Raw genomic sequence first — 26,799 nt, 5'->3', positions numbered from 1 at the left:
CTCAGGCCTGCTGCCGGAAGCAGCGCCCGCACACCGCCCGGTAGCGGGCGTTGCCACCAATTTCCACTTGATTGCCTTCGGTGACCTTGCGGTTGTTGGCGTCGACACGCATATTCATCGTGGCCTTGCGGCCGCAGTCGCAGATGGTCTTCATCTCGTCCATCTCGTCCGCCAGAGCCAGCAAGGTGGCGGACCCGGGGAACAACTCACCCTGGAAATCGGTGCGCAAGCCGTAGCAGATCACCGGCACATTGCGCACATGCGCCAGCTCATGCAGCGCCCAGACCTGGTGTTTGAGTAGAAACTGCGCCTCATCAATCAAGACGCAGGACACCTCCGGCAGTTGCAGCGGCAGGGCCAGGAAATCCGTCTCGGGCCCAAACACCTCCGCCTCGCGCTGCGGCCCCAAGCGTGAGGTGATGGTGCCGCGCCCGTAGCGATCGTCGATCTGCGCGGTGAACAGCCGCACGCGGTGGCCGCGCTCCTCGTAGTTGTGCGCCACCTGCAGCAGGGCGGTGGATTTGCCGGCATTCATGGCCGCGTAGCGAAAAAACAGTTTGGCCATGTCGAGGGGCTTGGGCTGCAAAAAGGTTGGAAAGCCAGCCCGGTAGGGCGAATTGGCGCGCCCAGCGCCCGCATCTGAGGGGGAGGGGCCGGCCGGCGTGCGCGATTGTGACAAAACCTGGGGCAAGCGAGGTAGTCAAAGCCACGCCCGGCCGCCTACTATGGTTCAGAGGGCAGAGGAAAGCAGTCCAGCACATTCAGGCCTAGGCGCCCCTCGCGCTGATGGTCGGCACCGTGAACCCGCGACACCAATGAGCAAAGACACCTACACCAGCGTCAGTGACAACGGTCTGCGTTATGAGTCCAAACTGGGCGGTTCGCCCTTTCTGGGCAGCGGTCATACCCGCTCTTGCTTCAAATGCGGCAAACACCGCACCCCCAACAACCTGATGTCCAAGCGCGTGCTGGGCCGCACCGAGGTGGTGTGCAAGCCGGCTTGCGTGAAGCCGGAAAAGCAGGCCTGAACGAAACTGCTCTGGCGGCTTGCTCGCCGAGCGCTCAGGCAGCGAGGCCGGCCGGGGGCGGGGGCGTCCATTTATCTGGATTCAAGATCAGCAAGCCTTGAGCCCGCGCACGTTTGGCCAGGGCCAGCACGGCGCGGTCGCGCGACAGCAGCCAGTGCGCCCGCTGAGCCAGGGCCAGGTCGATGAACTTCTGATCGTCTGGGTCGCGGCAGACCAGGCGCACGGCCGGAGGGCTGGCGCTGGCGATCATCTGGCAATGCTGCTCAAACTGGCTTTCGATCCAGGCGAGATCGGGTTCGAACTGGGCGGCGACCCCGCGGCCCAGCACATGGCGAAGCTCATCGAGCATGGCCGGCTCGCCGATCCATTGCACCTGCCGGCCGACCACGGCCTGTGCCAGAGCCTGTACTCGCGGGTCGCGAAACACCAGCCAGTCCATGATCACCTGGGTGTCGATGACGATGCGCGGGGCGGTGTGGGCGGAATCGTTCACTGGGGAATCGGGCATGAGCAGCCGCGGCCAGGCCGCGTGGAATCGAATCGTGTGGCGGGTTGCGGTCGTGTGCGGCAGGGCCTTCGGCCTCGGGTCCGCAAGCGGGCTGAGCGGCCCGAAACTTCGGCAAAGCGAGGCAGCATAGCGCCTTCCGAAGCCTCGGCTTGTGTGTTCTCGTTGATCTGATCTACAATCGCGGGCTCTTCAGCAGGCCTTGCTGAGAATTTTCCATGGATTCACGGAATGCCGCCGGCGGTGAACAAACCCGCTGGCGATTTGTCGCTGGATCTTTGTGAAGATTTCAGGCGTGTGTCGCATCCCGCGTTGGTGCCGGGTGTGCCGCGTCAGCCAGTCAAGGTTTGCGCTCATCCTGAGTGATGCTGCTGAAGTGTGTGACTTCAAACGGGAACAAGTTACTTATGCCAACCATCAATCAGCTCGTGCGCCACGGCCGTCAGGCCGAGGTCACGAAATCCAAGTCGCCGGCAATGCAGAATTGCCCGCAACGCCGCGGCGTTTGCACCCGCGTCTACACCACGACTCCGAAGAAGCCGAACTCGGCTCTGCGTAAGGTTGCCAAGGTGCGCCTGACCAACGGTTTCGAGGTCATCTCCTACATCGGCGGTGAAGGCCACAACCTGCAAGAGCACAGCGTGGTGCTGGTGCGCGGCGGTCGTGTCAAGGACTTGCCGGGTGTGCGTTACCACATCGTGCGCGGTTCGCTGGACTTGCAAGGCGTGAAAGACCGCAAGCAGTCGCGTTCCAAGTACGGCGCGAAGCGTCCGAAGAAGTAATCAAAGAGTCATGTCGGCCCGGCATTCTGCTGGCGCCAGGCGTTTTTGCGGTTTCAGCCATTCCCAAGATTGGCCGCTACCGAGTAAGTGGATGCCCCAGAAGTCGGTGGTCATCCAAAGGTGCAGGGCAGTTGCCCGTACCCACTGAAGCAAGAGGAAGAATCCCATGCCACGTCGTCGCGAAGTACCCAAACGCGAGATCCTGCCTGATCCCAAGTTCGGCAATGTTGATCTGTCCAAGTTCATGAACGTCATCATGGAGTCGGGCAAGAAGGCGGTTGCAGAGCGCATCATTTACGGTGCTCTGGAACAAGTCGAAAAGAAGGTTGGCAAGGACCCGCTGGAAGTGTTCCTGGTTGCCTTGAACAACGTCAAGCCGATGGTCGAAGTGAAGTCCCGCCGCGTTGGCGGTGCGAACTACCAAGTTCCCGTGGAAGTTCGTCCCGTCCGCCGGATGGCTCTGGCCATGCGTTGGTTGAAGGAATCGGCCCGCAAGCGTGGTGAAAAATCCATGTCGCAGCGTCTGGCCAACGAGCTGCTGGAAGCAGCTGAAGGCCGCGGCGGCGCCATGAAGAAGCGTGACGAAGTTCACCGCATGGCCGAAGCCAACAAGGCCTTCTCGCACTTCCGCTTCTAATTTACTTCGATTCAGCCGCCTCGGGTTTCTACTGACCCGCTGGCGGCTCCTGCCTTTCTGGAGTGACATCATGGCACGCAAGACCCCCATCGAGCGCTACCGCAATATCGGTATCTCGGCGCACATCGACGCTGGCAAGACCACGACGACCGAGCGTATCCTTTTCTACACCGGTGTGAACCACAAGATCGGTGAAGTGCATGATGGCGCGGCCACCATGGACTGGATGGAGCAAGAGCAAGAGCGTGGTATCACCATCACCTCGGCTGCGACCACCTGCTTCTGGAAGGGTATGGACATGTCCTACCCCGAGCACCGCTTCAACATCATCGACACCCCCGGACACGTGGACTTCACCATTGAAGTTGAGCGTTCGATGCGTGTGCTCGACGGTGCTTGCATGGTTTACTGCGCTGTGGGTGGCGTGCAGCCCCAGTCGGAAACCGTTTGGCGCCAAGCCAACAAGTACAAGGTGCCTCGTCTGGCCTTTGTGAACAAGATGGACCGTACCGGCGCCAACTTCTTCAAGGTCTACGATCAGATGCGTCTGCGTCTGAAGGCCAACCCTGTGCCCGTGGTCATCCCCATCGGCGCTGAAGAAAACTTCAAGGGCGTGGTCGACCTGATCAAGATGAAGGCCATCTTCTGGGACGAAGCCTCCCAGGGCATGAAGTTCGACTACCGCGACATCCCTGCCGAGCTGCAGGCCGATGCGCAAAAGTGGCGCGACAACCTGGTTGAAGCCGCTGCCGAGTCGAACGAAGACATGATGAACAAGTACCTGGAGTCCGGCGAGCTGAGCGAAGCCGAAATCCTGGAAGGCATCCGTGCCCGTACGCTGGCTGCTGAAATCCAGCCGATGTTCTGCGGTACCGCGTTCAAGAACAAGGGCGTGCAGCGCATGCTGGACGGCGTGATCGACTTCCTGCCCTCGCCGGTGGACGTTCCTCCCGTGCCGGGCACGGACGAGAATGACCAGCCGTCGTCGCGCGATGCGTCCGACGATGCCAAGTTCTCGGCTCTGGCCTTCAAGCTGATGACTGACCCCTACGTCGGTCAGCTGACCTTCGTGCGCGTCTATTCGGGCGTGCTGAAGTCGGGCGATTCGGTGTTCAACCCGATCCGCGGCAAGAAGGAACGTATCGGTCGTATTCTGCAGATGCACGCCAACCAGCGTGAAGAAATCTCGGAAATTCTGGCCGGCGACATCGCAGCTTGCGTGGGCCTGAAGGACGTCACCACCGGTGAAACCCTGTGCGATCCGGAAGCAGTGATCACCCTGGAAAAGATGGTCTTCCCTGAGCCCGTGATCTCGCAGGCCGTGGAACCCAAGACCAAGGCCGACCAGGAAAAGATGGGTATCGCCCTGGGCCGTCTGGCCAAGGAAGATCCGTCCTTCCGCCTGCGTACCGATGAAGAATCGGGCCAGACCATCATTTCCGGCATGGGCGAGCTCCACCTGGAAATCATTGTCGACCGCATGAAGCGCGAGTTCGGCGTGGAAGCCAACGTCGGCAAGCCGCAAGTGGCCTACCGCGAAACCATCCGCAAGTCGGCCACCGACGTGGAAGGCAAGTTCGTGCGTCAGTCGGGCGGTAAGGGCCAGTACGGTCACGTCGTGCTGACCGTTGAGCCGCAAGAGCCGGGCAAGGGCTTCGAGTTCGTGGACGCCATCAAGGGCGGTGTGGTTCCTCGCGAATTCATCCCTGCCGTGGAAAAGGGCATCATCGACAGCCTGCCGAATGGCGTGCTGGCCGGCTACCCCGTGGTGGACGTGAAGGTCACGCTGACCTTCGGTTCCTACCACGAAGTGGATTCGAACGAAAACGCCTTCAAGATGGCCGCTTCGATGGGCTTCAAGGACGGCTGCCGCAAGGCTTCGCCGGTGATCCTGGAGCCGATGATGGCCGTGGAAGTCGAAACGCCGGAAGACTACGCCGGTACGGTGATGGGCGATCTGTCCAGCCGTCGCGGCATGGTCCAAGGTATGGACGACATGGTCGGCGGTGGCAAGATCATCAAGGCCGAAGTTCCGCTGTCGGAAATGTTCGGTTACTCGACGACCCTGCGTTCCGCCACCCAAGGCCGCGCCACCTACACGATGGAGTTCAAGCACTACGCTGAAGCTCCGAAGAACGTGGCTGACGCCATCATCACCGCCCGCGGCAAGTGATGACTCCGAAGCGCTGAATCCTCCAACCGAGGCTTCCGCGCTTCTTCTCATTCGAGATCGTCTTTCTCAGGTTCTGCCCGGTTGCCAGTCGCCGGGAGTCGCAGGCCTGAGGGAAACGCTAAACCCTGAGACTGGCGACCTGTTCTTTTTGGAGCAATTGCAATGGCAAAGAGTAAATTTGAGCGCACCAAGCCGCACGTCAACGTCGGTACCATCGGTCACGTGGACCATGGCAAGACGACCCTGACGGCTGCGATCGCGACCGTGCTGTCGAAGAAGTTCGGCGGCGAGGCCAAGGCCTACGACCAGATCGACGCTGCGCCTGAAGAAAAGGCTCGCGGCATCACCATCAACACCGCTCACGTCGAGTACGAAACCGCTGGCCGTCACTACGCCCACGTGGACTGCCCCGGCCACGCTGACTATGTGAAGAACATGATCACCGGCGCCGCACAGATGGACGGCGCGATTCTGGTGTGCTCGGCCGCTGACGGCCCGATGCCCCAGACCCGCGAGCACATCCTGCTGGCTCGCCAAGTGGGTGTGAAGTACATCATCGTGTTCCTGAACAAGTGCGACATGGTGGATGACGCCGAGCTGCTGGAACTGGTGGAAATGGAAGTGCGCGAGCTGCTGAGCAAGTACGACTTCCCCGGCGACGACACCCCCATCATCAAGGGTTCGGCCAAGCTGGCTCTGGAAGGCGACACCGGCGATCTGGGCGAGCAAGCCATCATGCGCCTGGCTGACGCTCTGGACAGCTACATCCCCACGCCTGAGCGCGCTGTGGACGGTGCTTTCCTGCTGCCGGTCGAAGACGTGTTCTCGATCTCGGGTCGTGGCACCGTGGTGACCGGTCGCGTTGAGCGCGGCATCATCAAGGTCGGCGAAGAAATCGAAATCGTCGGTATCCGCGACGTGCAGAAGACCACCGTCACGGGCGTGGAAATGTTCCGCAAGCTGCTGGACCAAGGTCAAGCCGGCGACAACGTCGGTATCCTGCTGCGCGGCACCAAGCGCGAAGACGTGGAGCGCGGCCAAGTGCTGGCCAAGCCCGGCACCATCAAGCCGCACACCCACTTCACCGCTGAGGTGTATGTGCTGAGCAAGGAAGAAGGCGGCCGTCACACCCCGTTCTTCAACAACTACCGTCCCCAGTTCTACTTCCGTACGACGGACGTGACCGGTGCTGTGGAGCTGCCGGCCGACAAGGAAATGGTCATGCCCGGCGACAACGTCGGCATCACCGTGAAGCTGATCGCTCCGATCGCCATGGAAACCGGTCTGCGCTTCGCAATCCGCGAAGGTGGCCGTACCGTGGGTTCGGGTGTGGTTGCCACCATCCTGGCCTAACACTTTTGCGTGACCAGTCCGCGCTGCTGCCGATGTGGCGGCGCGGGCTTCACCTACTTCGCGGCACTCAAGGCATTTGAGCCCGCACGTTCTTTGAAGGAATCGTCATGCAAAAGCAAAAGATCCGCATCCGCCTGAAGGCGTTTGACTACAAGCTGATCGACCAATCGGCTGCCGAGATCGTGGAAACCGCCAAGCGCACTGGCGCGATCGTCAAGGGTCCCGTGCCCCTGCCGACCCGCTTCGAGCGTTTTGACATCCTGCGTTCGCCGCACGTGAACAAGTCTTCGCGCGACCAGTTCGAAATCCGTACCCACCAACGTCTGATGGACATCGTGGACCCGACGGACAAGACCGTTGACGCGCTGATGAAGCTCGACCTGCCGGCTGGCGTCGACGTCGAAATCAAGCTGCAGTGATGCTTGACATGCTGGCGCCGACGCAAGACGGTGCTGAGCATGTGAACTGACCTCGGTCAGATTCAGAGAAGGGCGACTCGAAAGAGTCGCCCTTTTTCTTGGTAGGGTGTCGTGACCCTTGCGTATTCATCAGGGTTCACGCTATACTCGCCAGCTTTTCCGCGGTGGAATTTTCCGGCGCGGAATTTGGCGCATCGTGTCCGGCAGGGCTTCCCCAGGGAGGGCTTGTGCGTACGGTGCACTGGTCAGCCCGGCCAATCGATGTCGGGTGTATGTAAATGGCTTCCAGGGTCAACCTGTGGGGCTGGAGAAAAACCATGAGTCTAAGCAATCGTCTCGGATTGCTGGGCCGCAAGGTGGGCATGATGCGCATCTTCACGGACGACGGCGATGCCGTGCCTGTGACGGTGCTGGATGTGTCCAACAACCGCGTGTCCCAGATCAAGACCGTAGAGACCGACGGCTACACCGCCATTCAAGTGGTGTACGGTGAGCGCAAAGCATCGCGCGTTACCAAGCCGGAAGCCGGCCACCTTGCCAAGGCAGGTGTGGAAGCCGGTCGTGTCATGAGCGAATTCCGTGTTGCCGCTGAAGTGGCCGCCGAGTACAAGCCGGGCGCGCAAGTGCCGGTCTCGCTGTTCGCAGTGGGTCAGCTGGTGGACGTGCAAGGCACCTCCATCGGTAAGGGCTTCGAAGGCACCATCAAGCGTCACAACTTCAGCTCGCAGCGTGCTTCGCACGGTAACAGCCGCTCGCACAATGTTCCTGGCTCCATCTCGATGGCACAGGATCCGGGCCGCGTGTTCCCGGGCAAGAAGATGTCGGGTCACCTGGGTGACGTGACGGTGAGCGTGCAGAACCTGGACATCGTGCGCGTTGACGAAGCTCGTCAACTGCTGCTGGTCCGCGGTGCTGTGCCGGGTTCGAAGAACGGCCACGTTGTCGTTCGTCCCGCCGTCAAGGTCAAGCTCAAGAAGGGAGCCATCTGATGCAGCTCGAGCTCCTGAATGAGCAAGGTCAGGCCACCGCCAAGGTGGACGCTCCTGATACGCTGTTTGCTCGCGATTACAACGAAGCCCTGGTGCACCAGGTGGTCGTGGCCTTCCAGGCCAACGCTCGCCAAGGCACTCGCGCCCAGAAGGACCGCGAACAAGTCAAGCACTCGACCAAGAAGCCGTTCCGTCAAAAGGGAACGGGTCGTGCACGTGCTGGTATGACGTCCTCGCCGCTGTGGCGTGGGGGCGGTCGGATTTTCCCGAACATGCCTGACGAAAACTTCACCCACAAGCTGAATAAGAAGATGTACCGCGCCGGTATGGCCGCCATCCTCTCGCAGCTGGCACGTGAAGGCCGTCTGGCCGTGATCGATTCGATCACGCTGGAAGCTCCCAAGACCAAGCTGTTGGCCGCCAAGTTCAAGGCCATGGGCCTGGAATCGGTGATGCTGATCGCTGATCAGATGGACGACAACCTGCTGCTCGCTTCGCGCAACCTGGCCAATGTGCTGGTGTGCGAGCCGCGCTACGCGGATCCCCTGTCGCTGGTCTTCTACAAGAAGGTGCTGGTGACCAAGGCCGCTATGGAGCAACTCCAGGAGATGCTGGCATGAGCGCCCAAAAGTATTCTGAAGGCCGTCTGGCCTCGGTGCTGCTGGCTCCCATCGTGTCCGAAAAGGCCACGGCGGTTGCTGAAAAGCACAACCAAGTGTTGTTCAAGGTGCTGCGCGACGCCACCAAGCCCGAAATCAAGGCCGCTGTTGAACTGATGTTCAAGGTCGAGGTTGAGGCTGTGAACGTTGTCAACGTCAAGGGCAAGGTCAAGCGCTTCGGCCGTTCCATCGGTCGCCGCGACCACGTCAAGAAGGCGTACGTGTCGCTGAAGGCGGGCCAAGAGCTCAACTTCTCCGGGGAGGCTGCGTAATGGCCGTCGTTAAAGTCAAGCCGACTTCACCTGGCCGCCGTGCCGTCGTGAAGGTGGTGCACTCGCACCTGCACAAGGGCGCTCCGGAAGCTTCGCTGCTGGAACCGCAAAAGCAAAATGCTGGCCGTAACAACAACGGTCACATCACGATTCGCCACAAGGGCGGTGGTCACAAGCACCACTACCGTGTGGTCGACTTCAAGCGCAACAAGGACGGCATCCCCGCCAAGGTTGAGCGCATTGAATACGACCCGAACCGTACGGCTCACATCGCTCTGGTGTGCTATGCCGACGGCGAGCGTCGTTACATCATCGCTCCCCGTGGCTTGGAAGTGGGTTCGACCATCGTGAGCGGCGCGGAAGCTCCGATCAAGGCTGGTAACACCCTGCCCATCCGCAACATCCCCGTGGGCTCCACCATCCACTGCGTCGAAATGCTGCCTGGCAAGGGCGCGCAAATCGCTCGCTCGGCTGGCGTGTCCGTGGTGCTGATGGCTCGCGAAGGCGTCTACGCCCAGCTGCGTCTGCGCTCGGGTGAAGTCCGTCGCATCCACATCGACTGCCGCGCCACGATTGGCGAAGTGTCGAACGAAGAGCACCAGCTGCGCCAGTACGGCAAGGCCGGCGCAATCCGTTGGAAGGGCATCCGTCCGACCGTTCGTGGTACCGCCATGAACCCGGTGGATCACCCGCACGGTGGTGGTGAAGGTCGTACCGGTGAAGGCCAGGCGCCTGTGTCGCCGTGGAACACCCTCACGAAGGGCTTCCGCACTCGTAACAACAAGCGCACGCAGACGTTCATCGTTTCGCGTCGCAAGAAGTAAAGGGTAGGCCATGACTCGTTCACTGAAGAAGGGCCCGTTCATTGACCACCACCTCTTGGCCAAGGTCGAGAAGGCGGTTGCTGCCAAGGACAAGAAGCCTATCAAGACCTGGTCGCGTCGTTCGACGATCCTGCCCGAGTTCATCGGTCTGACGATCGCCGTCCACAACGGCAAGCAACACGTGCCGGTTTATGTGTCGGACCAGATGGTCGGCCACAAGCTGGGTGAATTCGCACTGACCCGTACCTTCAAGGGCCACCCGGCCGACAAGAAGGCCGGGAAGAAGTAAGGATGCCAACGATGGAAACCAAAGCAATCGTTCGCGGCGTTCGCCTCTCGTGTGACAAGGGCCGCCTGGTGGCGGACCTGATCCGCGGCAAGAAGGTGGACCAAGCGCTCAACATCCTGGAATTCACCCAGAAGAAGGCGGCCCTGATCATCAAGAAGGCGCTGGAAAGCGCCATCGCCAACGCCGAGCACAACGACGGCGCTGACATTGATGAGCTCAAGGTCACCACGATCTATGTGGAGCAAGGTGCAACTCTGAAGCGTTTCTCTGCCCGCGCCAAGGGCCGTGGCAACCGCATCAGCAAGCCCACCTGCCACATCTTCGTGTCGGTCGGCAACTGAAGGCTGAAGGAAGACTATGGGACAGAAAATTCATCCGACCGGTTTTCGCCTGCCTGTCACGCGTAACTGGGCTTCGCGTTGGTACGCGAACAACCAGAACTTCGCGTCCATGCTGGCCGAAGATCTGCAGGTCCGCGACTTCCTGAAGGCACGCCTGAAGAACGCCGCTGTGTCGCGCGTTCTGATTGAGCGCCCCGCGAAGAACGCCCGCATCACCATTTTCTCGGCTCGTCCGGGCGTGGTGATCGGCAAGAAGGGCGAGGACATCGAAAGTCTGAAGGCCGAGCTGACCAAGCGTCTGGGCGTGCCGGTGGCTGTGAACATCGAAGAAGTGCGCAAGCCTGAAATCGATGCTCAGCTGATCGCCGACTCGATCACCCAGCAGCTGGAAAAGCGCATCATGTTCCGCCGCGCCATGAAGCGTGCGATGCAGAACGCGATGCGTCTGGGTGCTCAAGGCATCAAGATCATGTCGTCGGGCCGTCTGAACGGCATCGAAATCGCTCGTTGCGAGTGGTACCGTGAAGGCCGTGTGCCTCTTCACACCCTGAAGGCTGACATCGACTATGGCTTCTCCGAAGCCAGCACGACGTACGGCATCATCGGCGTGAAGGTGTGGGTCTATCGCGGCGACCGCCTGGCCAACGGCGAAGCGCCGGTGATCAAGAGCGAAGCTGGTGAAGACGATCGTCGTCCGCGTCGCAACGCCCGTCCGGGCGCCCCGGCTGGCCGTGGCCGCCCGGGTGGTGACCGTGGTCCGCGTGGTGAAGGCGGCGACAAGCCGGCTTCCACCGGTGACGCAGCCCAGCCCGCTGCCAAGCGTGTCGTCCGCAAGGCCGCACCCGCTGGCGGTGAGGCCAAAGGAGAATAAACATGCTGCAACCAGCTCGTCGCAAATACCGCAAGGAGCAAAAGGGTCGTAACACTGGTGTTGCTACCCGCGGTGCTGCCGTTTCTTTCGGTGACTTCGGTCTGAAGGCTACCGAACGCGGCCGCCTGACGGCTCGTCAAATCGAAGCTGCACGTCGTGCAATCTCGCGCCACATCAAGCGCGGTGGTCGTATCTTCATCCGCATCTTCCCCGACAAGCCGATCTCCCAGAAGCCCGCCGAAGTCCGTATGGGTAACGGTAAGGGCAACCCGGAGTACTACGTCGCTGAAATTCAGCCTGGCAAGGTGCTCTACGAGATCAACGGTGTGCCGGAAGCCCTGGCTCGCGAAGCGTTCACTCTGGCTGCTGCAAAGCTGCCGCTGAGCTGCACCTTCGTGACCCGCCAGGTCGGCACCTGAAGCGGAGAACACCATGAAAGCATCTGAACTGCGTGGCAAGGATGTCGCTGCCTTGGAAAAGGAAGTGACCGACCTGCTGAAGGCCCATTTCGGCCTTCGCATGCAAAAGGCGACTCAACAGTTGACCAACCACACCGTGTTGGGCAACACGCGCCGCGACATCGCTCGTGTCAAGACCATCTTGAACGAGAAGAAGAAGGGAGCCGCGAAATGACGCAAGCTCAAGAAAAGAACACGCGCACCCTGGTCGGTCGCGTGGTCAGCGACAAGCGCGCCAAGACCATCACGGTCCTGGTTGAGCGTCGCGCCAAGCACGAGCTCTACGGCAAGATCGTGGCCCGTTCCCGCAAGTACCACGCCCACGATGAAAAGGGCGAGTACAAGATGGGTGATGTGGTTGAGATCGCTGAAAGCCGTCCGCTGTCCAAGACCAAGAGCTGGGTCGTGACCCGCCTGGTCGAGAAGGCACAAGTGGTTTAATCACCGCAAAACATGTCTTTCGCGGGGTCTTCGGGCTCCGCATGACAGGAATGACCGGAACGCTGGAATACTGGCGCCCGGTCATTTTTCATTTCCGGCCTTGGATCCTTTATTCGTCGCACGCTGCTGTGGCGAAGCAGGGTCGGTTCCCCTTTCACATCTATCTACAAAGGACACCTCATGCTGAAGATCGGCGATCGCCTGCCCGCGGCCACCCTGCAAGAATTCATCGAAGTTGAAGGCGAGGGCTGCTCCCTCGGCCCGAACAAGTTCGCCGTCGACGCCCTGGTGGCTGGCAAAAAGATTGCCATCTTTGCGCTGCCTGGTGCGTTCACGCCGACCTGCTCAGCTCAGCATGTGCCGGGCTATGTGCAGCAGGCCGAGGCTCTGCGCGCCGCCGGTGTCGATGAAATCTGGTGCCTGTCGGTCAATGACGCCTTTGTGATGGGTGCCTGGGGACGTGAGCAGAAGACGGCCGGCAAGGTTCGCATGATGGCGGACGGCAGTGCCGAGTTCACCAAGGCCACGGGCTTGACGCTGGATCTGACGGCGGGCGGCTTGGGCCTGCGTTCGCAGCGCTATTCCATGCTGGTGGTCGACGGCGTGGTCAAGACGCTCAATATCGAAGCACCTGGCAAGTTCGAAGTGAGCGACGCAGCGACCATGCTCGCTCAAGCTCAGCAAGTCTGAGTTCAAGCGGCGCATCGAGCGCCGCTTCTCGTCGAGCGCGAGGTTTGCCAAGCCCGCAGCCACCGGCCCGGTGGGCTGTCTGGGCTTTGGAATGTTTTTCAATTCGCACTTGACGGCATCAAGACTTCTGGTGCACAATCTAAAGCTTCGCCGAACGCACGGCGCATCTTGTGATGCGTTATGGCCTCGGATCCGCCCTCAACTGCTGGGCGCGAAACTCACACAGGAGTGCTGAGAATCGCGTTTGGTCAACGGGCCCAAGACTGACCGATGAATTTGCCGCGCGATGCAGCAGAGGATTTGGGAAAAGTTGGGGATAGACATGATTCAAATGCAATCGCGACTCGATGTCGCGGACAACACTGGCGCCAAGTCCGTCATGTGCATCAAGGTGCTTGGTGGTTCCAAGCGTCGTTATGCCGGGATTGGTGACATCATCAAGGTCAGCATCAAAGAAGCTGCGCCTCGCGCCCGCGTCAAAAAGGGTGAGGTTTACAGCGCTGTGGTGGTTCGCACCGCCAAGGGCGTGCGTCGTCAAGACGGCTCTTTGGTCAAGTTCGACGGCAATGCCGCCGTGCTGCTGAACGCCAAGCTCGAGCCGATCGGCACTCGTATCTTCGGCCCGGTGACGCGTGAACTGCGTACCGAGCGTTTCATGAAGATCGTGTCGCTGGCGCCTGAGGTTCTCTGAGCTCAGCCACAGACAAAGGTATTGCCATGAACAAGATTCGCACAGGCGACGAGGTCATCGTTCTGACCGGCCGTGACAAAGGTAAGCGTGGTGCGGTGACGCAGCGCGTGGATGCTGATCACATCGTCGTCGACGGCATCAATGTCGTCAAAAAGCACGTCAAGCCCAACCCGATGAAGGGTACCACCGGTGGTGTGGTGGACAAGACGATGCCTATCCATCAATCCAACGTGGCGATTTTCAACGCTGCATCCGGCAAGGCCGATCGCGTGGGCATCAAGCTGCTCGCCGATGGCAAGAAGGTGCGCGTTTACAAGTCGACCGGCGAAGAGATCAAGGCTTAAGGGGTTCGACATGGCTCGTTTGCAAGCGTTTTATCGCGAAAAAGTTGTGCCCGACCTCTCGGCGAAGTTTGGTTACAAGTCGGTCATGGAAGTGCCGCGCATCACGAAGATCACCTTGAACATGGGTGTCAGTGAAGCGGTCGCCGACAAGAAGGTCATGGACCACGCGGTGGGTGACCTGACCAAGATCGCCGGCCAGAAGCCTGTGGTCACCAAGTCGAAGAAGGCCATTGCAGGTTTCAAGATCCGTGACAACGTGCCGATCGGCTGCATGGTCACCCTGCGCGGCGTTCAGATGTATGAATTCCTGGATCGTTTCGTGACGATCGCGCTGCCGCGCGTTCGTGACTTCCGTGGTATCTCGGGTCGCTCGTTCGACGGCCGCGGCAACTACAACATCGGCGTCAAAGAACAGATCATCTTCCCTGAGATCGACTATGACAAGGTGGATGCGCTGCGTGGTCTGAACATCAGCATCACCACTACCGCCAAAACGGACGACGAAGCCAAGGCACTCCTGGCTGCGTTCAAGTTTCCGTTCAAGAACTGAGGTGACTCGTGGCTAAAACTTCACTTATTCAACGTGAACTGAAGCGCGATGCGTTGGTGGCCAAGTACGCGAAGAAATACGCGGAACTGAAGGCAATCATCAACGACGCGAAGAAGTCGGACGAAGAGCGCTACATCGCTCGCCTCGAGCTGCAGAAGCTGCCTCGCAACGCCTACCCGACCCGTCAGCGTAACCGCTGCGCGTTGACCGGCCGTCCCCGCGGTACCTTCCGCAAGTTCGGCTTGGCCCGTAACAAGATTCGTGAGCTGGCCTTCAAGGGCGACATCCCCGGTGTCGTCAAGGCCAGCTGGTAATCGGCACGATTAGGAGATTTCGCAAATGAGCATGAGTGATCCTATCGCCGATATGCTGACCCGCATTCGCAACGCCCAGAGCGTTGAGAAGCCCAGCGTCGTGATGCCTTCCTCCAAGTTGAAGATCGCGATCGCCAAGGTCCTGAAGGACGAGGGTTATATCGACAGTTTCGCAGTGCGCGGTGAAGCCGCTCGCCCCGAGCTGGAGATTGCGCTGAAGTATTACGCCGGTCGCCCGGTGATCGAGCGCATCGAACGCGTGAGCCGTCCCGGCCTGCGCATTTACAAGGGCCGCCACGACATCCCTCAGGTCATGAACGGCCTGGGTGTGGCGATTGTCACTACGCCCCAGGGCGTGATGACCGACCGCAAAGCACGTCAAGCCGGCATCGGTGGCGAAGTGCTCTGCTACGTCGCCTAAGCGCAAGGAGAGACACACAATGTCCCGCGTTGGAAAAATGCCGGTCGCCATTCCCCAGGGAGTGGATGTGACCATCACTGCTGACCAAGTCAGCGTCAAGGGCGCTCTGGGCACGCTGGTGCGTCCCCTGAACGGCCTCGTGACCATCAAGAATGAAGGCGGCCAGCTGTCTTTCGTTCCCCGTGACGACTCCTCCGCCGCTGGCGCGATGAGCGGCACCGTTCGCGCACTGGTGGCCAATATGGTCAACGGCGTGAGCAAGGGTTTCGAAAAGAAGCTGAACCTGGTTGGCGTGGGTTTCCGTGCCCAGGCTCAAGGTCAAAAGCTGAACCTGCAGATCGGTTTCTCTCACCCCGTGGTGAAGGACATGCCGGCTGGTATCAAGGTTGAGTGCCCGACCCAGACCGAAATTCTGATCAAGGGCGCGGATCGCCAGGTCGTCGGACAGCTGGCCGCAGAAGTGCGCGCCTTCCGTCCGCCGGAACCCTACAAGGGCAAGGGCATCCGCTATTCCGACGAGAAGGTCTCTCTCAAAGAGACCAAGAAGAAGTAAGGAGCAGCGCTATGTTGACCAAAAAAGAACAGCGCATCCGTCGCTCGCGTCAGACTCGCGCCCGCATTGCGGTGCAGCGCGTCGTTCGCCTGACGGTGTTCCGCTCCAATCTGCACATCTACGCAAGCGTCATCTCCGACGATGGCACCCGTGTGTTGGCCAGCGCTTCGACCGCCGAGAAGGCAGTCCGCGAGCAACTGGGCGGCGCAGGCAAGGGTGGCAATGTGGCCGCAGCCACATTGATCGGCAAGCGCATCGCCGAAAAGGCGAAGGCTGCTGGTATCGAGAAGGTTGCTTTCGACCGCGCAGGTTTCGCCTATCACGGTCGTGTCAAGGCTCTGGCCGAAGCAGCCCGCGAAGCCGGCCTGCAGTTCTGACGCAAAAAGGATTTCGAAATGGCAAAGTTTCAACCCCGCGTGCAGACCGAAGGCAATGACGACGGCCTGAAGGAAAAGATGATCGCGATCAACCGCGTCACCAAGGTGGTGAAGGGTGGTCGTACTCTGAGCTTCGCCGCGTTGACGGTGGTCGGTGATGGCAATGGCCGCATCGGTATGGGTAAGGGCAAGGCGAAGGAAGTTCCCGTCGCCGTGCAAAAGGCGATGGAATCTGCCCGTCGCAACATGATCAAGGTTGACCTGCGCAACGGCACCATTCACCACAATGTGGTGGGCGGCCATGGAGCAGCCAGCGTGATGATGATCCCCGCACAAGCTGGTACCGGCGTGATCGCCGGCGGCCCGATGCGCGCGGTCTTCGAAGTGATGGGTGTGACCGACATCGTGACCAAGAGCCACGGTTCGACCAACCCGTACAACATGGTTCGCGCCACTCTGGACGCGCTGAAGCGCTCCACGACGGCTGCGGAAGTCGCCGCCAAGCGCGGCAAGTCGGTCGAAGAAATTCTCGGCTGATTCGCCAGCATTGGAGTAGACACATGTCTGACAAGAAAACCGTAACCGTCAAGTTGGTTCGCAGCCCCATCGGCACCCGTGCTTCGCACCGTGCCACCGTGGTGGGTCTGGGCCTGCGCAAGCTGAACAGCACCAGCGTGTTGGAAGACACGCCGGCCGTGCGCGGCATGATCAACAAGATCGCCTATCTCGTGCAGGTGCTCTAAGCACCGTCACGAACCGAGGACAACACATGCAACTCAATACCATTCAGCCCGCAGCTGGCGCCAAGCACGCCAAGCGTCGCGTGGGCCGTGGCATCGGCTCCGGTCTGGGCAAGACCGCTGGCCGTGGTCACAAGGGTCAGAAGTCGCGCGCAGGCGGCTACCACAAGGTGGGTTTCGAAGGCGGTCAAATGCCTCTGCAACGTCGCCTGCCCAAGCGTGGTTTCAAGTCGGCTTCGTTGAAGTTCAACGCCGAAGTGAACTTGGACGATCTGCAGGCCCTGGTGGCCGACGAGATCGATCTGATGACGCTGAAGGCTGTGGGCCTGGTGCCTGAGCTGACCAAGAACGCCAAGGTCATCCTGTCGGGTTCGATCAGCCGCAAGATCACGCTGAAGGGCGTGGGCGCGACGGCTGGCGCCAAGGCTGCCATCGAGGCTGCCGGCGGCTCGGTCGCTTAAAGCTTTAGGAACAAGGCACAGTGGCTACCAACGCAAACCAACTGGCCAAGAGCGGCAAGTTCGGCGACCTGCGTCGTCGACTTGTGTTTCTGTTGCTGGCCCTGGTCGTGTATCGCATCGGGGGTCATATCCCCGTGCCTGGTATCGATCCGGCTCAGCTGCAGCAGTTCTTCAAGGGTCAGGAGGGTGGCATCCTGAGCCTGTTCAATATGTTCTCGGGCGGTGCGCTGTCGCGCTTCACCGTCTTTGCGCTGGGCATCACGCCCTACATCTCGGCCTCGATCGTGATCCAGTTGATGGGTTATGTCGTGCCGTCGTTGGAAGCGCTGAAGAAGGAAGGCGAGGCTGGCCGCCGCAAGATCACGCAGTACACGCGCTACGGCACCTTGGGCCTGGCCTTGTTCCAGTCGCTGAGCATCGCTCTGGCGCTGGAAAGCTCGGCTGGCTTGGTGGTCAATCCTGGTTTCGGCTTCCGCTTGACGGCGGTCTCCAGCCTGGTGGCCGGCACGATGTTCCTGATGTGGTTGGGTGAGCAGATCACGGAGCGTGGTCTGGGCAACGGGATTTCGATCCTGATCTTCGGCGGTATCGCTGCAGGTTTGCCTGGTGCCATTGGTGGTTTGTTGGAGCTGGTTCGCACAGGTGCCATGGGCCCGGTGTCCTTCCTGTTCCTGGCTGCGGTCGTCGTGGCTGTGACCTATCTGGTGGTGTTCGTCGAGCGCGGTCAGCGCAAGATCTTGGTGAACTACGCCAAGCGCCAGGTCGGTAACAAGGTCTACGGCGGCCAGTCTTCTCATCTGCCGCTGAAGCTGAACATGTCGGGCGTGATCCCGCCGATCTTTGCGTCGTCCATCATCCTGCTGCCGACCACGATCGTGAGTTGGTTTGCGACCGGTGACGGCCTGCGCTGGTTGAAAGATCTCGCTGGCATGGTGGCGCCAGGACAGCCGATTTATGTGCTGCTCTACGCCGCTGCCATCGTGTTCTTCTGCTTCTTCTACACGGCTCTGGTGTTCAACAGCCGCGAGACTGCAGACAACCTGAAGAAGAGTGGTGCGTTCATTCCGGGTATCCGCCCGGGTGATCAGACTGCCAAGCATATTGACAAGATCTTGTCGCGTTTGACCCTGGCTGGCGCCATCTACATCACCGGTGTGTGCTTGCTGCCAGAGTTCTTGACCTTGAAGTACAACGTGCCTTTCTATTTTGGCGGCACATCCTTGTTGATCATCGTTGTGGTCACCATGGACTTCTGGGCTCAGGTGCAGTCTTACGTGATGAGCCAGCAGTATGAATCGCTGCTGAAGAAGGCAAATTTCAAGGCCAGCTGAAAAGCTGAGTCCACGTTTAATCAATTTCCATCAGAACAGAAACGAAGGCATGGCGAAAGACGACGTCATTCAGATGCAAGGCGAGATTCTTGAGAATCTTCCTAATGCCACGTTTCGTGTGAAGCTGGAGAACGGGCATGTCGTTCTCGGCCACATCTCCGGCAAGATGCGGATGCATTACATCCGCATCCTGCCCGGCGACAAAGTCACCGTAGAACTGACCCCGTACGATTTGAGTCGTGCTCGCATCGTATTCCGGGCGAAGTGAGCTTTTCTTTTCCCCGGTTACGCGCTGTGAGCGCATTTGAGTAGGTCAAGGAGCAGACCATGAAAGTTTCGGCATCCGTCAAGCAGATGTGCCGCAATTGCAAGATCATCCGTCGCAAGGGCGTGGTGCGTGTGATCTGTACCGATCCGCGCCACAAACAGCGTCAAGGCTGATTGCTGCACGACACGAGCGAATTAGAGGACGCACATGGCACGTATTGCTGGTATCAACATTCCGCCGCATAAGCACACTGAGATTGGTCTGACTTCGATCTACGGCGTTGGCCGTACGACGGCTCAGAAGATCTGCACGTCTTGCGGTATTCCTTTCGACAAGAAGGTCAAGGACCTCACCGACGCTGATCTGGAAAAGATCCGTGATGAAGTGGGCCGCATGACCATCGAAGGCGACCTGCGTCGCGAGATGTCGATCAACATCAAGCGCCTGATGGACCTCGGTTGCTACCGTGGTTTCCGTCACCGCCGTGGTCTGCCGATGCGCGGTCAGCGTACTCGCACGAACGCTCGCACTCGTAAAGGCCCGCGCAAGTCGGCCGCTACGGGCAAGAAGTGATCTGCGCAAAGCATTGAAAGAAGGTCAAGATGGCAAAAGCACCCAATAACTCGGCTGCGCAACGCGTTCGCAAGAAGGTTCGCAAGAACGTTGCCGATGGCATTGCACACGTTCACGCGTCGTTCAATAACACGATCATCACGATCACCGACCGTCAAGGCGGCGCTCTGTCCTGGGCTTCCAGCGGCGGCCAAGGCTTCAAGGGTTCGCGCAAGTCGACCCCCTTCGCAGCCCAGGTGGCAGCTGAAGTGGCCGGCCGTGCTGCTCAAGACCAAGGCATCAAGAACCTGGACGTCAAGATCAAGGGCCCCGGCCCGGGTCGTGAGTCGTCGGTTCGTGCCCTGGGTGCTCTGGGCATCCGGATCAACTCGATCTCCGATGTGACCCCGGTGCCGCACAACGGCTGCCGTCCGCAGAAGCGTCGTCGCATCTAAGTTTCCACGGATGCTCGCTTTTCTGCGATAATCTGCGGTTACTCATCGCCGGCGGGCACGCAAGTGCCGCGCCGGCGGTTCTGTTGAAGCCTTCGGGCTTGTTTGTGGCTTGTTGACAGCGCATCGTCGCTGCCCAGGCTGAATGTTGAAGACCACCGTCTGAGCCGATAAAAACACTGGCCGGACTCGCGCAGGGTGCCACCGTTCGAGGGTGGGCTGGCGTCAGATTGATCAAGGACACGCAAAGTGGCACGTTACCTCGGCCCCAAGGCCAAACTTTCCCGCCGTGAAGGCACCGACCTGTTCCTGAAGAGCGCCCGCCGCCCGATCAGTGACAAGGCCAAGTTCGACTCCAAGCCGGGTCAACACGGTCGCACTTCCGGCCAACGCACCTCTGACTTCGGTCTGCAGCTGCGCGAGAAGCAAAAGGTCAAGCGCATGTACGGCGTGCTGGAGCGTCAGTTCCGCCGCTACTTCGCCGAAGCCGAGCGCCGCAAGGGCTCGACCGGCGTCAACCTGCTGACCCTGCTGGAATCGCGCCTGGACAACGTCGTCTACCGCATGGGCTTCGGCTCCACCCGCGCAGAAGCCCGTCAGCTGGTTTCGCACAAGGGCATCACCGTGAACGGTGAAGTCGTGAACATCGCTTCCTACCTGGTCAAGGCCGGTGACGTGGTCGCCGTGCGTGAAAAGGCCAAGAAGCAGCTGCGCATCATCGACGCGCTGAAGCTGGCCGAGTCCATCGGTCTGCCGGCCTGGGTGACTGTGGATGCCACCAAGCTGGAAGGCGTCTTCAAGAAGGCCCCCGATCGCGACGAGTTCGGTGCTGAGATCAATGAATCGCTGATCGTTGAGTTGTACTCGCGTTAATCGATCTTCTTTTGCCGACGATGCCCGCAAGGGCATGGTCGGCGTTTCCTCGTCTGGGCTACGCGCAGACGCGCAAGGCCCGGCTGGTCCCTCAGCCTTATCGGTGTAACGAACCGAGGGTATTGAAAGAAAGACCTCATGCAAACAAACCTGCTCAAACCCAAATCCATCAATGTGGAGCCCCTGGGCGGTCATCGCGCCAAGGTGACTCTGGAGCCGTTCGAACGCGGCTATGGCCACACCCTGGGCAATGCCCTGCGCCGTGTGCTGTTGTCTTCGATGGTGGGGTATGCGCCGACTGAAGTCACGATCGCTGGGGTGCTCCACGAGTACTCGGCCATCGACGGTGTGCAGGAAGACGTCGTTCATATCATGCTCAACCTGAAGGGCGTGGTGTTCCGTCTGCACAACCGCGAGGAAGTGACGCTGGTTCTGCGCAAGGAAGGTGAAGGCCCGGTCACGGCCGCCGACATCCAGACTCCGCACGACGTGGAAATCGTCAACCCCGAGCATGTCATCGCCCACCTGTCGCAAGGCGGCAAGCTGGACATGCAGATCAAGGTCGAGAAGGGCCGTGGCTATGTGCCGGGTTCCATGCGTCGCTACGGCGATGAGCCGACCAAGACCATCGGTCGCATCGTGCTGGATGCGTCGTTCGCACCCGTCCGTCGCGTCAGCTACGCCGTTGAGAGCGCCCGTGTGGAGCAGCGCACCGACCTGGACAAGCTGGTCATGGAGATCGAAACCAACGGCGCCATTTCGCCCGAGGAAGCGATCCGCGCATCGGCCAAGATCCTGGTGGAACAACTGGCCGTCTTCGCTCAGCTGCAAGGCAGCGAAGTGCCTGATTTCGACCAGCCTGCACAGCGCAGCTCGTCGTTCGACCCAATCCTGCTCCGCCCTGTGGACGAGCTGGAATTGACGGTGCGTTCGGCCAACTGCCTGAAGGCCGAAAACATCTACTACATCGGCGACCTGATCCAGCGTACCGAGACCGAGCTGCTGAAGACCCCGAATCTGGGTCGCAAGTCGCTCAACGAAATCAAGGAAGTGCTGGCTTCGCGCGGTCTGACTCTGGGCGCCCGCCTGGAAAACTGGCCGCCGCAAGGTCTGGACAAGCGCTGATCGGCGTATCCCGCAGCGTTGGCTTTGGCCGAATCGGCGGCAGCCTCAGGCTCTGAAGTTTTTTTGAAAGTGGGTGGCCGTGTCGGCCACCCGGTGCACCCGGGCAGTACCTGATACGGCTGCTGGGATTAATCGAGAAAGGAATAGCACCATGCGTCACCGTAACGGCCTCCGTAAGCTGAACCGTACCTCCGAACACCGCAAGGCGATGCTGCGCAATATGTGCAACTCGCTGCTGCAACACGAAGCCATCAAGACCACGGTCCCCAAGGCCAAGGAACTGCGCCGCGTTGTCGAGCCCCTGATCACCCTGGCCAAGGTCCCGACCGTGGCCAACCGCCGTCTGGCTTTCGACCGTCTGCGTGACCGCGACATGGTCGTCAAGCTGTTCGACGTGCTGGGCCCGCGTTTCGCGGCTCGTCCGGGCGGCTACACCCGCATCCTGAAGATGGGTTTCCGCGTCGGCGACAACGCGCCCATGGCGTATGTGGAACTGGTGGATCGCGCTGAAGGCGAAACCGCTGGCGAAGCGGCTGAGTAATTCAAGCCCTTGCGCACAGCCAGGGCAGGCGGACTGAAGTTTCGGTTTGCTCTGTTCGGTAATGAAGGCCAGCCATCGTGCTGGCCTTTTTTTTGCGCGCAGCGCGAACAAGCCCGGTGGCAGCGACTGCTTGTGAACCACCGGGCGAGCGCCACCTTGAGCTTTCGGCGTACAGTTCGGCGCCTTGCATGGCACTTCGGGCGGCGCAGTTCGGCCCCGTGCTTTTGAAACCCTTTTTGACCTTTGGAGCACCCATGGCCACGGCGCCGGGTGTCGCTTGCTCATGATGCGTCTGTCTTCCTTCACGTCCTTGTGGCGTCCCCTCGCTGGGCTGCTGCTGATGCTGGGCCTTTGGGTGTTGCCGGGCCTGGTGCGCGCGGACGATTTCCTGGATCCCGAGCAGGCCTTCAAGCTGTCGGTGAAGCCGCTGGATGAACGCAGCGTCGAAGTGCGCTTCGACATCGCGCCGGGGTACTACATGTACCGCGAGCAGTTCAAGGCCGAGTCCGCAGAAGCGAAGCTGGCAGCGCTGGACATCCCGAAAGGCAAGGTCAAGTTCGACGAGACCTTTCAAAAGGAAGTCGAGATCTACCGTGAGGCCTTGGTCGTCAAGGTGCCGGTGGAACAGGCGACAGGTGCTTTCAAGTTGCTGGTGGGCGGGCAAGGTTGCGCCGACAAGGGGCTGTGCTATCCGCCCATGAGCTCGGAGTTCCAGGTGCGCCTGGCCGCTTTTGGCGGTGGCAGCAATGAAGTCAAGCCTGCCGCAGGTGAGGGCGCACTGGCGACGGGCGCGCAAAGCAGCCCGGTGGCAGACGTGGTTCCGGCCGCGCCGGCCAGCGCTGTCAATGCGGCACCGGTGTCCGAGTCCAACCGGCTGGATGCAGCCCTGCAGTCGGGCAAGTTCTGGACGGTGGTGGGGGTGTTCTTTGTGGCCGGCTTGCTGCTGTCGCTCACGCCTTGCGTGCTGCCCATGCTGCCGATTCTGTCCTCCATCATTGTCGGTGAAGCGCAGGGCGGCAAAGCCACGCGCGGCCGCGGCCTCTTGCTGGCGGCCAGCTATTCCCTGGGCATGGCCTTGATTTACACGGCGCTCGGCGTTGCGGCCGGTCTGGCCGGCGAGGGGCTGGCTGCCACCTTGCAAAAGCCCTGGGTTCTGGCTGCCTTCGCCGGCGCGCTGGTGCTGTTCTCGCTGTCCATGTTCGGCGCCTACGAGATCAGCCTGCCCAGCAGCCTCAGCGGCGGTCTTTCGCAGGCCTCGCAGCGCCTGCCTGCCGGCCACATCTTTGGCGTTTTCGTGATGGGCGGCGTCTCGGCCCTGATCGTCAGCCCCTGCGTGGCTGCACCTCTGGCCGGCGCTTTGCTTTACCTGAGCCAGACGCGCGATGTGGTGCTGGGCGGCAGCGCCCTGTTCGCCCTGGCCAGCGGCATGAGCGTGCCCTTGCTGCTGCTCGGCGCTTCGGCCGGCAGTTTGCTGCCGCGCGCCGGCGCCTGGATGGACGGCGTCAAGCATTTCTTCGGCATGCTCTTGCTGGCCGTGGCCTTGTGGACCGTGCAGCCGGTGCTGCCGGCGGCGCTGGCACAGGCGCTGTGGGGCGCGTTGCTGATTGGCAGCGCCTCGATGCTGGGCTTGTTCGAACCGGCGCACGCCGTGCACCGCCCGCGCACCTGGCTGCGCAAAACGGCTGCCGTGCTGGCGTTTGCCTACGGCCTGCTGCAGGTGGTGGGCGCGGCCAATGGCGGCACCGACCCGCTCAAGCCCTTGGCGGGCGTGGGTCTGGCTGAGGCCAAGGCCGGCGGTGCCACACCGGCGGTCGGCGGCTTGAACTTCCAGAAGGTTCACAGCGTGGCCGAGCTCGATGCCGCCTTGGCCACGGCCGGCCGTCCGGTCATGCTGGACTTCTATGCCGACTGGTGCGTGTCCTGCAAGGAGATGGAGCGCTTCACCTTCTCCGACCCGGCCGTGCGCCAGCGTCTGGCGGGTGCCTTGCTGCTGAAGGCCGATGTCACGGCCAACACAGCGGCCGATCGCGAACTGCTCAAGCGCTTCAAGCTCTTCGGCCCGCCGGGTTCGATCTTCTTCGACGCGCAAGGCCAGGAGCTGACCGGGGTGCGCGTGATCGGCTTCCAGAACGCCGAGCGCTTTCTTTCTTCGCTTTCTGCCGCTGGACTTTGACGCCAGGGTGGAAACTGCGCTATACTGCTAGCTTCAGTCGCGGGGTGGAGCAGTCTGGTAGCTCGTTGGGCTCATAACCCAAAGGTCGTAGGTTCAAATCCTGCCCCCGCAACCAAATACCAGTGTAGTGCGGCCCGCTTTGAGTGGCGCCCGTGCTGACAGCAAGATCCATGAAACACGCAAGGCTGCCGCATTCGGTGGCCTTTGTTTTCATCACCCATCAGTCGCGGGGTGGAGCAGTCTGGTAGCTCGTTGGGCTCATAACCCAAAGGTCGTAGGTTCAAATCCTGCCCCCGCAACCACCATCAAGTCGCAGCGCCAACCGTGAGGTTGGCGTTTTGCTTTGTGCCTTCGTTTTGCTGGCTGATGCACTGGGATTCGGACGCACTTCCGCGGGTGCCGCGGCGCCCGCTGCTCGCCCAACAGCCGTGCTTTTCTTTGCGCTGTCACACAAGCCCAAGGATGCCCAGGGGCTACGATGCGAGCTTCGCCGCCAGCAGGCGCAGCCGGGTTGTTTAGAGGCTTGCACCTAGAATGCCGGCCCGCGCTGATTTCGCAGCTCCGATCCCTCCACCGACCCTGATTGATGACCCGGCCCTCGAATCTTCTCCTCCGTCTGCTGCCGGCGCCTGTGCGCGGCCTGCTTGCCAGCGTCTTGCTGGCTCTGAACACCGTGATCGGCGTGGCCTTGATGATGCCGCCGGCCCTGTTCAAGCTCATCCTGCCTCTGCTGCCGGTGCGCCGCCTGTGTGACCGCACCCTGAACGCCATCGCGGCCGGCTGGGTGGCTTTCAACAATGGCTGGATTGCCGCCTTGAATCCGCAGGTCTGGGATGTCCAGGGCATGGACGGCCTGCACGAGCGCGGCTGGTACCTGGTCTCGCCCAACCACCAGACCTGGGTGGACATCCTGGTGCTGCAGCGCGTGTTCCATGGCCGCATCCCCTTTTTGAAGTTCTTCCTCAAGCGCGAGTTGATGTGGGTGCCGGTGATCGGCCTGGCCTGGTGGGCGCTCGACTTTCCGTTCATGAAGCGCGGCCGCAACGCCAGCTCCCAGGCGGACGATCTGGAGACCACGCGCAAGGCCTGCGAGCGCTTCAAGACCATCCCGACCACGGTGATCAATTTCGTCGAAGGCACACGTTTCAGCGCTGCCAAGCAGCAGGAGCAGAACAGCCCGTACGAGCATTTGCTCAAACCCAAGGTCGGTGCGCTCAGCATGGCCCTGGCCACCATGGGCGATCAGTTCGAAGCCATGCTCGATGTGACCTTGGCCTACCCCGAGGGAACGCCCAGCTTCTGGGATCTGCTCTGCGGCCGCTGCGGCTCCGTGGTCGTGCGGGTGCAGCAACGCCCGATTCCGGCCGAGCTGGTGGGTGGCAACCCCATGGCCGACAAGCGCCTGCGTGCCGGCATCTCGATGTGGATCAAGCGTCAATGGACCGACAAGGACGAGGTCTTGAAGGGCTTGCTGCCGCCGCGCTGATGCGGCATGTCACTGAACGTCCGAGGGGGCGCTGACCCACCGTCCCACCGGCAAGCGGTGGCTCAGAGTTCTTTGATGTGGTTGTTGGAGCCCACACCGTCCACCTGGGTCTTGAAGCCCTTGGGTACAAAGACGGTGTTCTTGCTGCCCGTGAACTCGATCCGTTCGACCTTGGCGCTGGCCGGGATGCGAACGGTGTTGCCCACGCCGGTGATCAGCAGGCGCTGGATGGTGTTGCCTTCACCGATGGTGACATCGCAGTCGATGCCGTTGATGTCCACGTCATACAGGCCCGGCCGGTCGATGGTGGACTTGACGCGCACCCCGTCCACCTCGGTCAGAGAGCCGCTGCTGCTGGTGCCGCCACAGCCGCCAAGCGCCAGGGTGACGGCGCTCCCCAAGGCCATGAGCAAGGTCAATGCAGTGCGCCGGGACTGCGGGGTTTGCGTGGCAGGCGAGGCGTGATTCAGGTGAAGAGGATTCATGCTGGATGGCTCCGAAATCAATGGGCGGGTGGCGCCGGGACAGCGACCACAACGAGCGTCCGCCCGGCAGGGCTTAGGACGGGCCGCAGTCTGGCCCCTGACGCATGAACACGGGATGAAGGCGCGAGACCTTCGCGCGTCCAGGAAGGCGCTGCGGTCTCGGTCGAAGGGGGGGGCTCAGGCTGGCCATGGGCGTTGGATCGTCTTTGGCAGATGCATTGAAGGCTGGGAATGGCCTCGGAAACCCGGCTACTCCGGGCTGGCGCGGGTGCGCTGAATCTCTACACTAGGCACAGCTCGTGCCCCGCGCCGCTTGCGCGTCCATCACCCG

General features: G+C 61.1%; 40 protein-coding genes and 2 tRNA genes. 39 read left to right on the top strand and 3 right to left on the bottom strand.

Features of this window, described 5'->3' with window-relative positions:
* Position 1: 1 nt before the first annotated feature.
* On the bottom strand, positions 2-565 hold the full coding sequence (locus OOB33_RS24290; protein ID WP_171829271.1) for a thymidine kinase: 564 nt from the start codon (positions 563-565) through the stop codon (positions 2-4).
* 250 nt (positions 566-815) lie between these two features.
* On the opposite strand from OOB33_RS24290, the gene OOB33_RS24285 reads away from it, so the two are divergent.
* Positions 816-1,028 carry a hypothetical protein gene (locus tag OOB33_RS24285; protein WP_102766009.1) on the top strand — a complete coding sequence of 71 codons (213 nt, stop codon included), beginning with the start codon at positions 816-818 and terminating at the stop codon, positions 1,026-1,028.
* Between the two features lie 34 nt (positions 1,029-1,062).
* On the opposite strand, the gene OOB33_RS24280 is transcribed toward OOB33_RS24285, so the two are convergent.
* A complete protein-coding gene (locus tag OOB33_RS24280; RefSeq protein WP_271010492.1) occupies positions 1,063-1,536 on the bottom strand; it encodes a putative toxin-antitoxin system toxin component, PIN family in 474 nt (157 codons plus the stop codon).
* A gap of 404 nt (positions 1,537-1,940) precedes the next feature.
* Here OOB33_RS24280 and rpsL point away from each other — a divergent pair, with 404 nt between their 5' ends.
* From rpsL to OOB33_RS24090, 38 genes are all read left to right on the top strand, one after another.
* The gene (gene rpsL, locus OOB33_RS24275) at positions 1,941-2,315 is read left to right on the top strand and encodes a 30S ribosomal protein S12 (RefSeq protein ID WP_102766011.1); all 375 of its coding nucleotides are present in this window, start codon (positions 1,941-1,943) and stop codon (positions 2,313-2,315) included.
* A 166-nt stretch (positions 2,316-2,481) separates the two neighbouring features.
* Positions 2,482-2,952 (top strand): 30S ribosomal protein S7, encoded by a 471-nt coding sequence (gene rpsG, locus OOB33_RS24270; RefSeq protein WP_102766012.1) that lies wholly within the window; start codon positions 2,482-2,484, stop codon positions 2,950-2,952.
* A gap of 70 nt (positions 2,953-3,022) precedes the next feature.
* A complete protein-coding gene (gene fusA, locus OOB33_RS24265; protein ID WP_102766013.1) occupies positions 3,023-5,125 on the top strand; it encodes an elongation factor G in 2,103 nt (700 codons plus the stop codon).
* A 162-nt stretch (positions 5,126-5,287) separates the two neighbouring features.
* A complete protein-coding gene (gene tuf / locus OOB33_RS24260) occupies positions 5,288-6,478 on the top strand; it encodes an elongation factor Tu (RefSeq protein ID WP_102766014.1) in 1,191 nt (396 codons plus the stop codon).
* Positions 6,479-6,585: 107 nt separating this feature from the next.
* Positions 6,586-6,897, top strand: coding sequence for a 30S ribosomal protein S10 (gene rpsJ, locus OOB33_RS24255; protein ID WP_102766015.1), 312 nt, complete (start codon positions 6,586-6,588; stop codon positions 6,895-6,897).
* Positions 6,898-7,214: 317 nt separating this feature from the next.
* Positions 7,215-7,886, top strand: coding sequence for a 50S ribosomal protein L3 (rplC, locus tag OOB33_RS24250; protein ID WP_171827809.1), 672 nt, complete (start codon positions 7,215-7,217; stop codon positions 7,884-7,886).
* A complete protein-coding gene (gene rplD, locus OOB33_RS24245) occupies positions 7,886-8,506 on the top strand; it encodes a 50S ribosomal protein L4 (RefSeq protein ID WP_102766017.1) in 621 nt (206 codons plus the stop codon). Before rplC ends, rplD begins: the two co-directional genes overlap by 1 nt.
* Positions 8,503-8,817 (top strand): 50S ribosomal protein L23, encoded by a 315-nt coding sequence (gene rplW / locus OOB33_RS24240; protein WP_102766018.1) that lies wholly within the window; start codon positions 8,503-8,505, stop codon positions 8,815-8,817. The genes rplD and rplW overlap by 4 nt, the downstream gene beginning before the upstream one ends.
* Positions 8,817-9,641, top strand: a complete 825-nt coding sequence (rplB, locus tag OOB33_RS24235) for a 50S ribosomal protein L2 (protein WP_102766019.1) — start codon at positions 8,817-8,819, stop codon at positions 9,639-9,641. The genes rplW and rplB overlap by 1 nt, the downstream gene beginning before the upstream one ends.
* Before the next feature lie 10 nt (positions 9,642-9,651).
* Positions 9,652-9,930, top strand: a complete 279-nt coding sequence (rpsS, locus tag OOB33_RS24230) for a 30S ribosomal protein S19 (protein ID WP_102766020.1) — start codon at positions 9,652-9,654, stop codon at positions 9,928-9,930.
* Between the two features lie 11 nt (positions 9,931-9,941).
* Positions 9,942-10,271, top strand: coding sequence for a 50S ribosomal protein L22 (gene rplV, locus OOB33_RS24225; protein ID WP_102766021.1), 330 nt, complete (start codon positions 9,942-9,944; stop codon positions 10,269-10,271).
* A 16-nt stretch (positions 10,272-10,287) separates the two neighbouring features.
* Positions 10,288-11,142 carry a 30S ribosomal protein S3 gene (gene rpsC / locus OOB33_RS24220; RefSeq protein ID WP_102766022.1) on the top strand — a complete coding sequence of 285 codons (855 nt, stop codon included), beginning with the start codon at positions 10,288-10,290 and terminating at the stop codon, positions 11,140-11,142.
* Between the two features lie 2 nt (positions 11,143-11,144).
* Positions 11,145-11,561 carry a 50S ribosomal protein L16 gene (gene rplP, locus OOB33_RS24215; RefSeq protein ID WP_058721910.1) on the top strand — a complete coding sequence of 139 codons (417 nt, stop codon included), beginning with the start codon at positions 11,145-11,147 and terminating at the stop codon, positions 11,559-11,561.
* 13 nt (positions 11,562-11,574) lie between these two features.
* Complete coding sequence (rpmC, locus tag OOB33_RS24210) at positions 11,575-11,775, top strand: 50S ribosomal protein L29 (protein WP_102766023.1); 201 nt, start codon at positions 11,575-11,577, stop codon at positions 11,773-11,775.
* Positions 11,772-12,041 (top strand): 30S ribosomal protein S17, encoded by a 270-nt coding sequence (gene rpsQ / locus OOB33_RS24205; RefSeq protein ID WP_102766024.1) that lies wholly within the window; start codon positions 11,772-11,774, stop codon positions 12,039-12,041. The genes rpmC and rpsQ overlap by 4 nt, the downstream gene beginning before the upstream one ends.
* 180 nt (positions 12,042-12,221) lie before the next feature.
* Positions 12,222-12,731, top strand: coding sequence for a peroxiredoxin (locus OOB33_RS24200; protein WP_271010491.1), 510 nt, complete (start codon positions 12,222-12,224; stop codon positions 12,729-12,731).
* A 322-nt stretch (positions 12,732-13,053) separates the two neighbouring features.
* Positions 13,054-13,422, top strand: a complete 369-nt coding sequence (gene rplN, locus OOB33_RS24195) for a 50S ribosomal protein L14 (protein ID WP_058721914.1) — start codon at positions 13,054-13,056, stop codon at positions 13,420-13,422.
* A gap of 26 nt (positions 13,423-13,448) precedes the next feature.
* Positions 13,449-13,766, top strand: a complete 318-nt coding sequence (rplX, locus tag OOB33_RS24190) for a 50S ribosomal protein L24 (protein WP_102766026.1) — start codon at positions 13,449-13,451, stop codon at positions 13,764-13,766.
* A gap of 10 nt (positions 13,767-13,776) precedes the next feature.
* On the top strand, positions 13,777-14,316 hold the full coding sequence (gene rplE, locus OOB33_RS24185; protein WP_102766027.1) for a 50S ribosomal protein L5: 540 nt from the start codon (positions 13,777-13,779) through the stop codon (positions 14,314-14,316).
* An 8-nt stretch (positions 14,317-14,324) separates the two neighbouring features.
* Positions 14,325-14,630, top strand: coding sequence for a 30S ribosomal protein S14 (rpsN, locus tag OOB33_RS24180; protein ID WP_102766028.1), 306 nt, complete (start codon positions 14,325-14,327; stop codon positions 14,628-14,630).
* A 25-nt stretch (positions 14,631-14,655) separates the two neighbouring features.
* Entirely contained in the window at positions 14,656-15,051 is a 396-nt protein-coding gene (gene rpsH, locus OOB33_RS24175) for a 30S ribosomal protein S8 (protein WP_102766029.1), read from the top strand.
* Positions 15,052-15,070: 19 nt separating this feature from the next.
* Positions 15,071-15,604: a 50S ribosomal protein L6 gene (rplF, locus tag OOB33_RS24170; protein WP_102766030.1), complete on the top strand. Its 534-nt coding sequence runs from the start codon at positions 15,071-15,073 to the stop codon at positions 15,602-15,604.
* Positions 15,605-15,615: 11 nt separating this feature from the next.
* Positions 15,616-15,981, top strand: coding sequence for a 50S ribosomal protein L18 (rplR, locus tag OOB33_RS24165; RefSeq protein ID WP_102766031.1), 366 nt, complete (start codon positions 15,616-15,618; stop codon positions 15,979-15,981).
* Between the two features lie 18 nt (positions 15,982-15,999).
* Entirely contained in the window at positions 16,000-16,518 is a 519-nt protein-coding gene (gene rpsE, locus OOB33_RS24160; protein ID WP_102766032.1) for a 30S ribosomal protein S5, read from the top strand.
* Positions 16,519-16,541: 23 nt separating this feature from the next.
* The gene (rpmD, locus tag OOB33_RS24155) at positions 16,542-16,724 is read left to right on the top strand and encodes a 50S ribosomal protein L30 (RefSeq protein WP_102766033.1); all 183 of its coding nucleotides are present in this window, start codon (positions 16,542-16,544) and stop codon (positions 16,722-16,724) included.
* A gap of 26 nt (positions 16,725-16,750) precedes the next feature.
* Positions 16,751-17,182, top strand: a complete 432-nt coding sequence (gene rplO, locus OOB33_RS24150; RefSeq protein ID WP_102766034.1) for a 50S ribosomal protein L15 — start codon at positions 16,751-16,753, stop codon at positions 17,180-17,182.
* Positions 17,183-17,202: 20 nt separating this feature from the next.
* Entirely contained in the window at positions 17,203-18,513 is a 1,311-nt protein-coding gene (gene secY / locus OOB33_RS24145; RefSeq protein ID WP_102766035.1) for a preprotein translocase subunit SecY, read from the top strand.
* Between the two features lie 49 nt (positions 18,514-18,562).
* Positions 18,563-18,781, top strand: a complete 219-nt coding sequence (gene infA, locus OOB33_RS24140) for a translation initiation factor IF-1 (protein ID WP_009855680.1) — start codon at positions 18,563-18,565, stop codon at positions 18,779-18,781.
* Between the two features lie 59 nt (positions 18,782-18,840).
* Complete coding sequence (gene rpmJ / locus OOB33_RS24135) at positions 18,841-18,954, top strand: 50S ribosomal protein L36 (RefSeq protein WP_056194202.1); 114 nt, start codon at positions 18,841-18,843, stop codon at positions 18,952-18,954.
* A gap of 34 nt (positions 18,955-18,988) precedes the next feature.
* Positions 18,989-19,354: a 30S ribosomal protein S13 gene (gene rpsM, locus OOB33_RS24130; protein ID WP_102766036.1), complete on the top strand. Its 366-nt coding sequence runs from the start codon at positions 18,989-18,991 to the stop codon at positions 19,352-19,354.
* Between the two features lie 29 nt (positions 19,355-19,383).
* Positions 19,384-19,788, top strand: coding sequence for a 30S ribosomal protein S11 (gene rpsK, locus OOB33_RS24125; RefSeq protein WP_058721926.1), 405 nt, complete (start codon positions 19,384-19,386; stop codon positions 19,786-19,788).
* Positions 19,789-20,034: 246 nt separating this feature from the next.
* Positions 20,035-20,658, top strand: coding sequence for a 30S ribosomal protein S4 (rpsD, locus tag OOB33_RS24120; protein ID WP_102766037.1), 624 nt, complete (start codon positions 20,035-20,037; stop codon positions 20,656-20,658).
* A 138-nt stretch (positions 20,659-20,796) separates the two neighbouring features.
* Positions 20,797-21,783, top strand: a complete 987-nt coding sequence (locus OOB33_RS24115; protein WP_102766038.1) for a DNA-directed RNA polymerase subunit alpha — start codon at positions 20,797-20,799, stop codon at positions 21,781-21,783.
* A gap of 151 nt (positions 21,784-21,934) precedes the next feature.
* Positions 21,935-22,324, top strand: coding sequence for a 50S ribosomal protein L17 (rplQ, locus tag OOB33_RS24110; RefSeq protein ID WP_102766039.1), 390 nt, complete (start codon positions 21,935-21,937; stop codon positions 22,322-22,324).
* Between the two features lie 310 nt (positions 22,325-22,634).
* On the top strand, positions 22,635-24,497 hold the full coding sequence (gene dsbD, locus OOB33_RS24105) for a protein-disulfide reductase DsbD (RefSeq protein WP_333780352.1): 1,863 nt from the start codon (positions 22,635-22,637) through the stop codon (positions 24,495-24,497).
* A gap of 38 nt (positions 24,498-24,535) precedes the next feature.
* Positions 24,536-24,612, top strand: a tRNA-Met gene (locus tag OOB33_RS24100).
* 110 nt (positions 24,613-24,722) lie between these two features.
* A tRNA-Met gene (locus OOB33_RS24095) sits at positions 24,723-24,799 on the top strand.
* A 284-nt stretch (positions 24,800-25,083) separates the two neighbouring features.
* Positions 25,084-25,983 carry an acyltransferase gene (locus OOB33_RS24090; RefSeq protein WP_102766041.1) on the top strand — a complete coding sequence of 300 codons (900 nt, stop codon included), beginning with the start codon at positions 25,084-25,086 and terminating at the stop codon, positions 25,981-25,983.
* Between the two features lie 62 nt (positions 25,984-26,045).
* Here the strand turns inward: OOB33_RS24090 and OOB33_RS24085 are convergent, their stop codons facing one another.
* Positions 26,046-26,468 (bottom strand): hypothetical protein, encoded by a 423-nt coding sequence (locus OOB33_RS24085; protein ID WP_271010490.1) that lies wholly within the window; start codon positions 26,466-26,468, stop codon positions 26,046-26,048.
* Positions 26,469-26,799 lie beyond the last annotated feature (331 nt).

This window comes from Paucibacter sp. B51, from assembly GCF_027863535.1.
Lineage (GTDB): Bacteria > Pseudomonadota > Gammaproteobacteria > Burkholderiales > Burkholderiaceae_C > Paucibacter_A > Paucibacter_A aquatilis.
Note: the sequence above shows the minus strand (reverse complement) of the source record. Positions and strands in the feature narration are given on the sequence as shown.